The following is a 12,654-nucleotide window of genomic DNA, read 5'->3' on the forward strand; positions in this document are numbered from 1 at the left end:
CACCCACCCCTTCTCGTGCAGGAGTACCTGTCCGCCGGACCGCCCCTGGTCCTGACGCTGTCCGTGGTCCTGGCCGCGGTGGCGGTCTCGGCGGTGCTGGTGCACGTCGTGCGGCAGGATCGGCGCACGGAGAAGTGGGAGCGGGACGTGATCGAGCGGGCCCTCGAGCCCGACGACGAGACGAAGGACGACGAGGAGACACCGTGATCGTGGAGCGACGTCTGACGCTGCTGCCGGCGGCCGTGGCCCTGGTGCTCGCGGCGGCCTGCGGCGGCACCGACGGGTCCGACGCCACCCCGTCACCGGAGTCCTCGGCCTCGCCGAGCGCCGCGAGCGGGGCCACCGAGGCAGCGGCCGAGCCGGGCGTGCGGGTCGAGATCACGATCACCGAGGACGGCACGACGCCGACGGGTGACCGCGTCGACGTCGGCGTGGGCGAGCCCGTGACTCTCGTCGTCACCAGCGAGGTCACCGACGAGGTGCACGTGCACTCCGACCCGGAGGTCTCGATCGACGTGGCGCCGGGGGAGACCGTCGAGCGCACCTTCACGATCGACCGACCCGGTCAGGTCGCGGTCGAGTCGCACGAGTCCGGCGCGACGATCCTCCAGCTCGTGGTCCAGCCCTGATGCTGCCGGCGATCCAGCTCCCCGCCCACGGCGTGGGCGGGGCGACCGACCTGCCCATCCCGTACGCGTACGCCGTCGTCGGCGCCGCGTGGGCCCTCGCGATCTCGTTCGCCGTCCTGGCCTTCGCCTGGAAGGAGCCGCGGCTCCAGCGCCCCGAGGCCGATGTCGACGAGCCGCCCCGCCGCCCCTGGCTCGCGGTGCTCGGCCTGGTGCTGACGGCCTGGTTCCTCGGCACCCTGTTCCTCGGACCCGACGACGCCTCGAACCCCGGACTGGCCTCGATCTACATCCTCGTGTGGGTCGGCCTGGTGCCCCTGGCCCTGCTGGCCGGCCACGTGTGGAAGGACCTGTCGCCCTGGCGTTCCGCGCAGTGGCTCGTGGGCGCGGTCCTGCGGCGTCCGGGCGGATTCGTGGAGTACCCGGAGCGCTGGGGCTACTGGCCCGCGGCCCTCGGCCTGTTCGGCTTCGTCTGGCTCGAGCTCGTCTCGCCCGACGCCGGCGACGTGGCGACGGTCCGCACGTGGGTCGCCGCCTACGTGGTGCTGACCGTCGTGGCGGGCGTCGTGTTCGGCCCGCGCTGGTTCGACCGCGGCGACCCGTTCGACGTCTACAGCTCGTTCGTGGCGCGCCTGGCCCCGCTGGTCGACCGCCGCCGCCTCGTGCCGCACAACCCGCTCGTCTCGCTGCCGCACCTGCCCGTCCGGGCGGGTCTCGTCGCGGTCATCGCGGTGCTGCTGGGCTCGACCGCCTTCGACAGCTTCTCGGCGTCCTCGGTCTGGCAGCGCACGAGCCCCTCGACCCCGGCCTCGACCGGGATGCTGCTGCTGTTCTGCGCCGTCGTCGCGACCGCGTTCTGGCTCGCCTCGCGAGCCACGGGAGGCGTCTCGCGCGAGGCGCGCCGAGCCCTGCCCGGCGAGACCGCCCACACGCTCGTGCCGATCGTGGTGGGCTACATGTTCGCCCACTACCTCTCCTACCTCGCCGAGGGAGGCCAGCGGGCCGTCATCGGACTGCTGCAGCAGATCGGCCTCGGCGACGGCCTGACCGTCTCGTACTTCCTGAGCGAGCACCCCGACGTGCTGGCGATCTACAAGGTCATGTTCGTGGTGGCCGGACACGTGGTCGCCGTCGTGGCGGCGCACGACATCGCCCTCAAGGTGCTGCCGAGGGCGCACCGTCTGACCGGGCAGCTCGCGATGCTGGTGCTGATGGTGGCGTACACCTTCGGCGGGATCTACCTGTTGTTCTCGGTCTAGGCTGGAACGGTGGACCCCGTCGTCGCCCCGATTCACGAGATCTGGGCGCATCCCGTCGCCGTGCTGGCGATCCCGGCCTTCGTGCCGGTGGTCGTCGTGATCGTCACGGTGCTGTGGGTCGCGCGCCGAGACCGCCTCGCGGAGGCGCGCGAGCTGCGCGAGGCGGCCGACACGGAGGGCGCCGACACCGAGGTCGAGGCCGACGCCGAGGACACGGACCCCGACGCACCGTCGTCCGACCTGCCGGACGTGCCGCGGCGCCGCTGGCGCGACCGGATGCCGTCGGTCGTGATCGTCGACGAGCGCGGTGACGACCACGAGCTCAAGCCCCGGGAGTAGGGCACCACCTCTTTGCACTCACCTGGGGCGAGTGCTAACTTCGATACTGGCACTCGTAGGCTGAGAGTGCCAGAAACCCATCGGTCGGACCGGTGAGGTCGAGTGCGGCAGGGGAGCAGGGTTCCCCCGCACGTCTCGGCCGTCCGTCGCGGGCACCCCCGACCGATCCCCATTCCACGCAACTGACGCGGAGAGACAGCACCATGGCCAAGTCCATTGCATTCAACGAGGAAGCCCGTCGCGGCCTCGAGCGCGGTATGAACCAGCTCGCCGACGCCGTCAAGGTCACCCTCGGACCGAAGGGTCGCAACGTCGTCCTGGAGAAGAAGTGGGGCGCCCCCACGATCACCAACGACGGTGTGTCCATCGCCAAGGAGATCGAGCTCGAGGATCCCTACGAGAAGATCGGCGCCGAGCTCGTCAAGGAGGTCGCCAAGAAGACCGACGACGTCGCGGGCGACGGCACCACCACCGCCACCGTCCTGGCCCAGGCGCTCGTGCGCGAGGGCCTGCGCAACGTCGCCGCCGGCGCGAACCCGATGGGCCTGAAGAAGGGCATCGAGGCCGCCGTGGCCGCCGTCAGCGAGCAGCTGCTCGCGATGGCCGTCGACGTCGAGACCAAGGAGCAGATCGCCTCCACCGCGTCCATCTCGGCCGCCGACACCACGGTCGGCGACATCATCGCCGAGGCGATGGACAAGGTCGGCAAGGAGGGCGTCATCACGGTCGAGGAGTCGAACACCTTCGGCCTGGACCTGGAGCTCACCGAGGGCATGCGCTTCGACAAGGGTCACCTGTCGGGCTACTTCGTCACCGACCCCGAGCGCATGGAGACGGTCCTCGACGACCCCTACATCCTCATCGTCAACAGCAAGATCAGCTCGATCAAGGACCTCGTCCCGGTCCTCGAGAAGGTCATGCAGTCGGGCAAGCCGCTCGTCATCCTCGCCGAGGACGTCGACGGCGAGGCGCTCGCGACGCTGATCGTCAACAAGATGCGCGGCACCTTCAAGTCGGTCGCCGTCAAGGCCCCCGGCTTCGGCGACCGCCGCAAGGCGATGCTGACCGACATCGCGATCCTCACCGGTGGCGAGGTCATCAGCGAGGAGGTCGGCCTGAAGCTCGAGAACGCCGACATCACGCTGCTCGGCACCGCTCGCAAGGTCGTCACGACCAAGGACGAGACGACGATCGTCGAGGGTGGCGGCGACGAGGCGCAGATCGCCGGTCGGGTCAAGCAGATCCGTGCGGAGATCGAGAACTCGGACTCCGACTACGACCGCGAGAAGCTCCAGGAGCGCCTCGCGAAGCTGGCCGGCGGCGTGGCCGTCATCAAGGTCGGCGCGGCCACCGAGGTCGAGCTCAAGGAGCGCAAGCACCGCATCGAGGACGCCGTGCGCAACGCCAAGGCTGCCGTCGAGGAGGGCATCGTCGCCGGTGGTGGCGTGGCGCTCGTCCAGGCCACCAAGCTCGCGTTCGAGAAGCTCGAGCTCGAGGGTGACGAGGCCACGGGCGCGAACATCGTCCGCAAGGCGTCGTCGGCCCCGCTGAAGCAGATCGCCATCAACGCCGGCCTCGAGGGCGGCGTCGTGGCGGAGAAGGTCGCCAACCTGGAGCCGGGCCACGGCCTGAACGCTGCCACGGGCGAGTACGTCGACCTCCTGGCCGCGGGCATCATCGACCCGGCCAAGGTCACGCGCTCGGCGCTGCAGAACGCCGCCTCGATCGCGGCGCTGTTCCTGACGACCGAGGCCGTCGTCGCCGACAAGCCCGAGCCCGCCGGCGCTGCCGGTGGCGCCCCGGACATGGGCGACATGGGCGGCATGGGCTTCTGATCCACGCCCAGCACTGATCGCCGAGGGGCCCCGGACCACACGGTCCGGGGCACTTCTGCGTCCCCACCGGTTCGACGGGCGAGGGGAGTGTCCGACCTGCCTGGCAGGGTGGTCCTCGTGGCACGGTCAGAGGTCCCGCCCGAGTGGGTCGAGCGCATCGACGGCGTGCTCTCGGCGTTCCCGGAGTGCCGGCGCGAGCGGGCGTGGACCGGCACCCGGTGGCGGGTGCGCAGCTCGACCGTGGCCCACGTGTTCGGCGGCGAGGACGGCCTGCTGCGCATCACCTTCCGGGCCGACCCCGACGAGGTCGCCGCCTTCGTGCACCTCGGCGGCCCGCGGTTCCGGGTGGGCAGCTGGGGCTCCGACGCCGTCGGGCTCGTGCTCGACGAGGCCACCGACCTCACCGAGCTGGGCGAGCTGCTGACCGACTCGTACTGCCGACAGGCACCCGAGGTGCTCGCCGCTCAGGTCGAGCGCCCCGGGGAGTAGCGTCCGGCTGGTGGAACGGTTCGAGCTGCGCAGCCCCGGCGGTGCCCGGCTGGAGGTCCTCGACCACGGTGCGGCCGTCGACGTCTGGTTGCCCGCCCCCGGCACGGGGCCGAACCTGCTGGTCGCGCGCACGCCGGCCGAGCGGCTCGCCGCGGCGGCGCCCTACTGCGGTGTCGTCGTGGGCCGGTACGCCAACCGCGTGGCCGCGGGCCGGTTCGTCCTCGACGGCGTGCAGCACCGGCTCGACGTCAACGAGGGGTCCTCGACGCTGCACGGCGGCCCGGACGGCTTCGACCGTCGCCGCTGGAGCGTCGTTCAGCACGACCCCGACCGCCTCGTGCTGAACCTCGTGAGCCCCGACGGCGACCAGGGGTTCCCGGGCACCCTGACCGCGACGGTCGAGTACGTGCTGGGCGACACGACGGTCGACGTGGTCCTGACGGCGGTCACCGACGCGCCCACGGTGGTGAGCCTCGCGAGCCACCCGTACCTCGACCTGGGCCCCGCGCCTGTCCTCGTGGTGCCGGCCGACCACTACCTGCCGGTCGACGCCGAGGGCCTCCCGCACCCCGGCTCCGAGGCGGTCGACGACACCCCGTTCGACCGGCGGTCGCCTCGGGCCGTCACGGCCGAGAGCGGTCTCGACCACGCGTGGCTCGTGCCGGGGGAGGGTCTGCGGACCCTGGCGGTGCTGCGGTCCGCCGACGGCACGCGACAGGTCCGGGTCACGAGCGACCAGCCGTCGGTGCAGGTCTACACCGGGAGTCCGGCCGGCGGTGTCGCGATCGAGGCCCAACGGGTGCCGGACGGCCCGAACCGCGCCGACGCCGAGGTCGTGCTGCGCCCCGGAGAGCTCTACTCCTCGCGCACGCGCTGGGCGTACTCGTAGGCCAGGGCCCGGTAGCGGTCGATGATCTCGGGGCGGTGCTCGCCCTCGAGCTCGGCGACGGTCGCCGCGGCCCAGCCCGGCGGCTCGTCGCCGCCGGCGACCACCCAGGCGGCCTGGCGGGCCGCGCCGAGCGCCACGTACTCGGCGGCCTCGGGCAGCGTGACGGGCAGACCCAGCACGGACGGTGCGATGGCCCGCACGGCCGCGGACTGCGCGCCCCCGCCCACGAGCGTCACCGAGCGAGCGGCGATGCCCTGGGCGCGCAACGCGTCGAGGGCGCCGTGCAGCAGGCACCACAGGCCCTCCACCGCGGCCCGGGCGAGGTTCTCCCGGGTCATCGAGCCCAGCGTCATCCCGACGAGCGAGCCGGTCGCCGTGGGCAGGTTCGGGGTGCGCTCGCCCTCGAGGAAGGGCAGGTGGACCAGTCCGCCGGCGCCGGGCTCCGCCGCGAGGGCGAGGGCCGACAGTCCGGCGTGGTCGACGCCCAGGAGTCGCGCCGTGGCGTCGAGCACCCGTGCCCCGTTGAGGGTCGCGGCCAGCGGCAGGTGGTGACCCGTGGCGTCGGCGAACCCGGCGATCAGTCCGGTCGCGTCGTGCGTGGAGGAGGCCGACACCGCGGCCACCACGCCCGACGTGCCGATCGAGATGCTCGTGTCGCCGGGGCGCAGACCGAGACCGAGCGCAGCACCGGCGTTGTCGCCGCATCCCGGGCCGAGCAGGAAACCGGGACCTTCGACGCCCTCGGACGGGCCGAGGATGCGCGGCAGGACGACGTCGTTCGCATCGCGCCGCAGGGCCAGGCCCAGCAGGTCGCGGCGGTACCCGCCGCGGGTGTCGAGGTAGCCCGTGCCGGAGGCGTCGGACCGGTCGGTCACGAGGTCCTCCAGGCGGCCGGTGCCCCCCAGGCGCCAGGTCAGCCAGTCGTGCGGCAGGGCCACCGCGGCGATGCGGGAGGCGAGGCCGGGCTCGTGGTCGGCCATCCACCGCAGCTTGGTGACGGTGATCGAGGCGACCGGGACTGTGCCGGTGTCGTCAGCCCACGCCCGCGCGCCGCGCTCACGGACCAGGTCGGCAGCCGACGGGCCCGACCGGGTGTCGTTCCAGAGCAGCGCGGGGCGCAGCACGGCACCGGCGGCGTCGAGCGCCACCAGGCCGTGCTGCTGTCCACCGACCGACACCGCTGCGACGTCGTCGAGACCGCCCGCGGCCGAGAGGGCCTCCTGCAGGGCGACCCACCAGTGCTCCGGGTCGACCTCGGTGCCGTCCGGATGGGCCGCGCGGCCGGACCGCACCACGTGGCCGTCAGCCGCATCGACGACGACGACGGTGCACGACTGGGTCGAGGAGTCGACGCCGGCGACGAGCGTCGTCATCAGCCGATGAGGTGCTCGACCGCGAGCTGCTGGAGGGCGACGAAGCCGAAGTCGCGCTCGGCCGCCTTCTCGGGATCGAAGTCGTCGTCACCGGCCAGCAGGTCGGCGACGCTCTCACCCGGGGCGAGCGTGGGCTCGGCGAGCTCGAACAGGCCCGCGTACGTCATGGCCTCCTGCACGCGTCCGTCGGCGCGGAACGCCTTCGCCTTCTCGGCCAGGGCGATGTAGGTGCTCATGCACGCCTCGGCCGAGGCCCAGACGCCGGTCATGTGCTCGGTGCGCGACGGCTTGTAGTCGAAGTGGCGCGGGCCGGTGTAGCGCGGGCCGTCGGGGGTGGCCGGGAAGCCGTTCTCGATCAGGTCGACCGTGAAGAACGCCGAGATCAGGTCGCCGTGCCCGAACACCAGGTCCTGGTCGTACTTCAGGCCGCGCTGGCCGTTGAGGTCGATGTGGAAGAGCTTGTCGTGCCAGAGCGCCTGGCCGATCGTGTGCGTGTAGTTGAGGTTGGCCATCTGCTCGTGGCCGGTCTCGGGGTTGAGGCCCACGATGTCGCCGTGCTCGAGCTCGGCGATGAGCGCCAGCGCGTGCCCGGCGGTCGGCAGGAAGATGTCGCCGCGCGGCTCGTTCGGCTTCGGCTCCAGTCCGATGCGCAGGTCGTAGCCCTGCGACTTGATGTAGCCGGCGACGGTGTCGAGGCCCTCCTTGTAGCGCTCGTGCGCCGCGTGGACGTCCTTCGATCCGTCGTACTCCGAGCCCTCGCGGCCGCCCCACATGACGAACGTCGACGCGCCGACGGAGGCGGCGATGTCGACCGCGCGCAGGACCTTGCGCAGGCCGAACCGGCGCACCCCGCGGTCGTTGGAGGTGAGTCCGCCGTCCTTGAAGACGGGGTGGCTGAAGGTGTTGGTGGTGACCATCTCGATCACGAGGCCCGCGGCGTCCGCGGCGTCCTTGACCCGGCCCACGGCCTTCTCGCGCTCGGCCTCGTCGGCGTCGAAGGCGAACACGTCGTTGTCGTGGAACGTGATGCCCCAGGCGCCGATCTCGGCCAGGCGCGAGACGTACTCGGTGGGGTCGAGCGCGGGGCGCGACGCGGTGCCGAAGGGGTCGTTGCCCGTCCAGCCGACGGTCCACAGACCGAAGGAGAAGCGGTCGTCGGGGGTGGGTGGGCGCACGGTCATGAAGAGCTCCTCGCAATATGTTTGATGGTCGAACTTAAGACGTGATTCCGCTACTGTCAACGCATGGTCGATGCACCAGGCACTCCGTGGCACGGTCCGGCGAGCGTCGCCGTCCGCCAGGCCAACCTGCGCGAGCGGAACCTCGCCGCCCTGGTGGCCGGCGTGTGCCGAGCGACGTCCCCGCCGTCGCGCGCCGACCTGGCGACCGAGCTCTCGATGACCCGCGCGACGGCTGCGCGACTCGTGGACGAGCTGGTGGCCGCGAAGGTCGTGGACGAGGTCGAGCGGGAGCGCACGGGGCGCGGCCGACCCGCCCTGGCGCTGCGGCCCGGGTCGGGGATCGTGGCCGTCGGGCTCGCGATCGAGACCGACCGGGTGCTCGCCCGTGCCGTCGACCTCCGGGGCGACGTCGTGGTCGATCGGGTCGCCCCGACGGCCTCGCGCGACCCGGAGAGCGTCCTCGACGCGCTGGCCCGGGAGGCGCGGGAGGTGCGCGCCCGCCTGCGCGGCCGACGCGTCGTGGGCGTGGGTGTCGCGGTGCCGGGGATCGTGACCGACGACGGCCGTCTCCTGCGGGCTCCCAACCTCGGCTGGAACGACGTGGACGTCGCGGGAGCGCTGCAGCCGTTCGCCGGTCGGCACCGGGTGCTCGTCGCGAACGAGGCGGACATGGCGGCGTTCGTCGAGGCCGAGCCCGCGCCCGGACGCCCGGGCGACTGGAGCGACTTCGTGCACGTCTCGGCCGCGGTCGGGGTGGGCGGCTCCATCGTGACGGGTGGCCGGGTGGTGGCCGGTGAGCACGGTGCCGCGGGCGAGCTGGGGCACGTGTGCGTCGACCCGTCCGGCCCGGCCTGCGCCTGCGGGTCGACCGGCTGCCTCGAGCGATACGTCGGTCTTGAGGCGCTCGCGGCCGTGTCGGGTCTGGACCGTGACGACGTCGCGGCAGGCATGGGGCCGCGCGCCGCGGAAGGCGACGTCCGGTGCCAGGTGGCGCTCGAGCAGGTCACGCACGCGCTGAGCGTGGCGCTCGCGAGCGTCGTCAACGTCGTGGGCATCTCGTCGGTCGTGCTCGGTGGTCATCTCGCCACGCTCCCGCCTGCAACGCTCGACGCGATCCAGCAGCGGCTCGACGCGCGGGTGCTCGGGTCGCGGTGGACCCCGGTGCGGGTGCGGGCTGCGCGCGGCGACGACGCAGCGGCGGCGACTGGTGCCGCCCACAGCGCCCTCGGCGACGTGCTGGCCCGCCCCGCTGCCTGGGTCTGAGGAAATCTCGGCGAAACACTAGACGTGACCCCCATCACGTGCATATGTTGTGCGACACAACAATTGGCGTCGTCCCCCCAGCCACGGCCGGGGCCGGCACTCCCACTCGCCCGAGACAGCTAGGAGGCGTTCCGCATGAAGCGAACGCGCAACATCGTGATGGCACTCGCTCTGGGAGCGACTCTCTCGCTCGCCGCCTGCGGCAGTGACGACGGCGGCGGCAGCTCGTCGTCCGACGGCAAGATCGGCGTGATCCTGCCCGACACCAAGTCCTCCGTCCGCTGGGAGAGCGCCGACCGCCCGGCCCTCGAGGCCGCGTTCGAGGACGCCGGCGTGGACTACACGATCCAGAACGCCGAGGGCGACGCCGAGAAGATGGCGACGATCGCCGACGGCATGATCGCCGACGGCGTCACGGTCCTCGCGATCGTGAACCTCGACTCCGAGTCGGGCGCTGCGATCCAGGAGAAGGCGGCCTCGCAGGGCGTCAAGACGATCGACTACGACCGTCTGACCCTCGGCGGCTCCGCCGACTACTACGTCTCCTTCGACAACACCGTCGTGGGCGAGCTGCAGGGACAGGGTCTCGCGGACTGCCTCGGTGACGAGGCGGCCAACGTCATCTACCTGAACGGCAGCCCGACCGACAACAACGCGACGCTGTTCTCGGCGGGTGCGCACAGCGTGCTCGACCCGATCAGCTCGTACACGAAGGTCGGCGAGCAGGCCGTTCCGGACTGGGACAACGAGCAGGCCGTCACGATCTTCGAGCAGCTGTACACGCAGGCCGGCGGCGACGTCCAGGGCGTCTACGCGGCCAACGACGGGCTCGCAGGCTCGGTCATCTCCATCCTGGAGAAGAACGGCCAGGCCGGTCAGGTGCCCGTCACGGGCCAGGACGCCACGGTCGAGGGCCTGCAGAACATCCTCGCCGGCACCCAGTGCATGACGGTCTACAAGTCCGCCAAGCTCGAGGCCGGTGCGCTCGCCGACGCCGCGATCGCGCTGGTCAACGGCGACGAGGCCGACACCAACGGCACGACCGAGGACGCCGAGGGCGACCGCGAGGTCCCGTCGGTCCTGCTGACGCCGGAGTCGATCACCAAGGACTCGGTCAAGAAGGTCGTCGACGACGGCGCCGTCAAGGCCGAGGACCTCTGCGCCGGTGACTTCGCGCAGTTCTGCGAGGAGGCCGGCATCTCCTGATGCTCGCCCGGCCCGCTCCCCGAGGTGCGCGAGCACCTCGGGGGGCGGGCCCGTCCCGCCCCCACCACCCCAAAGAATGACCCTGTCTCGGAGGACCGCATGACCGGCACCCCGCTCCTGGAGCTGAAGAACGTCAACAAGATCTTCGGCGCCGTCCACGTGCTGCACGACGTGAACTTCGCCGTGCACCCCGGCCAGGTCACGGCCCTCGTCGGCGACAACGGCGCCGGCAAGTCCACGCTGGTCAAGACCGTGGCCGGCATCTACGCCGCCGACTCCGGCGAGCAGTGGTTCGACGGGCAGCAGGTCAACATCACCAGCCCCAAGGAAGCCTCCGAGCTCGGCATCGAGGTCGTCTACCAGGACCTCGCGCTGTGCGACAACCTCGACATCGTCGAGAACATGTTCCTCGGCCGTGAGCTCAAGAAGGGCCCGCTGCTCGACGAGTCGACGATGGAGGAGCGCGCCCGCGAGACGCTGGCGTCGCTGTCGGTGCGCACCGTCAAGTCGGTGCGCCAGGGCGTCGCCAGCCTGTCGGGCGGCCAGCGCCAGACCGTCGCGATCGCCAAGGCCGTGCTGTGGAACTCCAAGGTCGTGCTGCTCGACGAGCCGACCGCCGCGCTCGGCGTCGCCCAGACGCGCCAGGTCCTCGACCTCGTGCGCCGCCTCGCCGACCAGGGTCTCGGCGTCGTGCTGATCTCGCACAACATGAACGACGTGTTCGAGGTCGCCGACCGCATCACCGCGCTCTACCTCGGGCGCGTCGCGGCCGACGTGGCCACCAAGGACGTCACCCACGGGCAGGTCGTCGAGCTCATCACGGCCGGCCGCAGTGGAAACCTCGGCCTCGCTCCGGCCGCGGCCCTCTGACCCGCCCGCCCCACACCCCCACGACTTTCGAGAGCAGGCACCAGATGTCCACCGACACGACCCCGACGCCCGGGCTCGCCGGATCCGACTTCGCCTCGGACTCCCACAGCGCCGCCGGCCTGCGCGAGGCCGGCCGCGACTACCTGAACCGACTCCGGGGCGGTGACATGGGCGCCCTCCCGGCGACCCTCGGCCTCCTGGCGCTGGTGATCGGCTTCGCCATCGCGAGCGACACCTTCCTGACCGAGCTCAACATCGCGAACCTCATCACCCAGGCCGGCGCGATCTGCGTGCTCGCGATGGGCCTCGTCTTCGTCCTCCTCCTGGGCGACATCGACCTGTCCGCGGGCTTCGCCGGGGCCACGTCGGCCACGGTCGCGGCCCTGCTGATCCGCGACCAGGGCCAGCCCTGGCCGGTGGCCGTCCTCGCGGGCATCGCGACGGGCGCGGTCATCGGGTTCGCCCTCGGCATGCTCGTCGCCAAGCTCGGCATCCCGTCCTTCGTCGTGACGCTGGCGTTCTTCCTCGGCCTGCAGGGCGCCCTGCTGCGCATGATCGGCCAGGGCGGATCGGTCCGGGTCGACAACGAGTTCATCCGTGGCATCTCGATCGACAACATGCCGGTCGGAGCGGGCTGGGCCTTCGCGGGCGGCGTCGTCGCCGCCTTCGCGATCCTCTCGTTGCTGCGCCATCGCCGTCAGGTGCGTCAGAACCTCCAGCACCTGCCGCTGAGCGTCGTGTGGTTCAAGATCATCGGCCTCGCCGTTCCGGTGCTGGGCCTGGCCGCGGTGCTCAACACCAACCGCAGCCGCAACCCGAACTTCCCGATCGAGGGCATCCCGTGGGTGCTGCCGCTCGTCGGCTTCCTGCTGATCTTCTGGACGTACGTGCTCACCCGCACCGCCTTCGGTCGGCACCTCTACGCCGTCGGCGGCAACCGCGAGGCAGCGCGCCGCGCCGGCATCAACGTCGACCGCATCCGCGTCTCGGCCTTCATGATCTGCTCGTCGATGGCGGCCATCAGCGGCATCATCGCGGCGTCCAACGCGGGCAAGGTCTCGGCCTCGTCCGGCGGCAGCAACACGCTGCTGTACGCCGTGGGCGCGGCCGTGATCGGCGGCACGAGCCTCTTCGGCGGCAAGGGCAAGGCCCGCGACGCGGTCATCGGTGGTCTCGTGATCGCCACGATCGCCAACGGACTCGGCCTGCTCGACCAGCCCAGCTACATCAACTTCGTGGTCACCGGGTCGGTCCTGCTGCTCGCTGCGGCCGTCGACGCGGTCTCGCGACGTCGGCGGTCGGCCGCCGGCGTCGGTTAACGTGG

Annotated in this window: 13 protein-coding genes; 11 read left to right on the plus strand and 2 right to left on the minus strand. The window is 71.8% G+C overall.

Translation table 11 applies throughout. The annotated features are described in order from the left end of the window. Window positions 1-15: 15 nt before the first annotated feature. The 7 genes from LO931_RS16005 (at window position 16) to LO931_RS16035 (ending at window position 5,437) form a co-directional block, all read left to right on the plus strand. Complete coding sequence (locus tag LO931_RS16005; protein ID WP_229054859.1) at window positions 16-207, plus strand: hypothetical protein; 192 nt, start codon at window positions 16-18, stop codon at window positions 205-207. After that, window positions 204-629 (plus strand): hypothetical protein, encoded by a 426-nt coding sequence (locus LO931_RS16010; RefSeq protein ID WP_229054861.1) that lies wholly within the window; start codon window positions 204-206, stop codon window positions 627-629. Before LO931_RS16005 ends, LO931_RS16010 begins: the two co-directional genes overlap by 4 nt. Further along, window positions 629-1,885 carry a hypothetical protein gene (locus tag LO931_RS16015; RefSeq protein ID WP_229054862.1) on the plus strand — a complete coding sequence of 419 codons (1,257 nt, stop codon included), beginning with the start codon at window positions 629-631 and terminating at the stop codon, window positions 1,883-1,885. The genes LO931_RS16010 and LO931_RS16015 overlap by 1 nt, the downstream gene beginning before the upstream one ends. 9 nt (window positions 1,886-1,894) lie before the next feature. After that, window positions 1,895-2,224 carry a hypothetical protein gene (locus LO931_RS16020; RefSeq protein ID WP_229054864.1) on the plus strand — a complete coding sequence of 110 codons (330 nt, stop codon included), beginning with the start codon at window positions 1,895-1,897 and terminating at the stop codon, window positions 2,222-2,224. Window positions 2,225-2,427: 203 nt separating this feature from the next. Then, window positions 2,428-4,059, plus strand: coding sequence for a chaperonin GroEL (gene groL / locus LO931_RS16025; RefSeq protein ID WP_229054866.1), 1,632 nt, complete (start codon window positions 2,428-2,430; stop codon window positions 4,057-4,059). Between the two features lie 117 nt (window positions 4,060-4,176). After that, on the plus strand, window positions 4,177-4,548 hold the full coding sequence (locus LO931_RS16030; RefSeq protein WP_229054867.1) for an MmcQ/YjbR family DNA-binding protein: 372 nt from the start codon (window positions 4,177-4,179) through the stop codon (window positions 4,546-4,548). 10 nt (window positions 4,549-4,558) lie between these two features. Continuing rightward, window positions 4,559-5,437 (plus strand): aldose epimerase family protein, encoded by an 879-nt coding sequence (locus tag LO931_RS16035; RefSeq protein WP_229054869.1) that lies wholly within the window; start codon window positions 4,559-4,561, stop codon window positions 5,435-5,437. Here the strand turns inward: LO931_RS16035 and LO931_RS16040 are convergent. Beyond that, complete coding sequence (locus LO931_RS16040) at window positions 5,404-6,810, minus strand: xylulokinase (protein ID WP_229054871.1); 1,407 nt, start codon at window positions 6,808-6,810, stop codon at window positions 5,404-5,406. The genes LO931_RS16035 and LO931_RS16040 overlap by 34 nt on opposite strands. Then, entirely contained in the window at window positions 6,810-7,991 is a 1,182-nt protein-coding gene (gene xylA / locus LO931_RS16045; RefSeq protein WP_229054872.1) for a xylose isomerase, read from the minus strand. The genes LO931_RS16040 and xylA overlap by 1 nt, the downstream gene beginning before the upstream one ends. A 63-nt stretch (window positions 7,992-8,054) precedes the next feature. Here xylA and LO931_RS16050 point away from each other — a divergent pair, with 63 nt between their 5' ends. From LO931_RS16050 to LO931_RS16065, 4 genes are all read left to right on the plus strand, one after another. After that, complete coding sequence (locus LO931_RS16050) at window positions 8,055-9,254, plus strand: ROK family protein (protein WP_229054873.1); 1,200 nt, start codon at window positions 8,055-8,057, stop codon at window positions 9,252-9,254. 135 nt (window positions 9,255-9,389) lie between these two features. Further along, entirely contained in the window at window positions 9,390-10,460 is a 1,071-nt protein-coding gene (locus tag LO931_RS16055) for a sugar ABC transporter substrate-binding protein (protein ID WP_229054874.1), read from the plus strand. A gap of 99 nt (window positions 10,461-10,559) precedes the next feature. Further along, complete coding sequence (locus LO931_RS16060; RefSeq protein WP_229054875.1) at window positions 10,560-11,330, plus strand: ATP-binding cassette domain-containing protein; 771 nt, start codon at window positions 10,560-10,562, stop codon at window positions 11,328-11,330. Between the two features lie 44 nt (window positions 11,331-11,374). After that, complete coding sequence (locus LO931_RS16065; protein ID WP_229054876.1) at window positions 11,375-12,649, plus strand: sugar ABC transporter permease; 1,275 nt, start codon at window positions 11,375-11,377, stop codon at window positions 12,647-12,649. Window positions 12,650-12,654 lie beyond the last annotated feature (5 nt).

The organism is Aeromicrobium sp. Leaf350, assembly GCF_916858655.1.
GTDB lineage: Bacteria > Actinomycetota > Actinomycetes > Propionibacteriales > Nocardioidaceae > Aeromicrobium.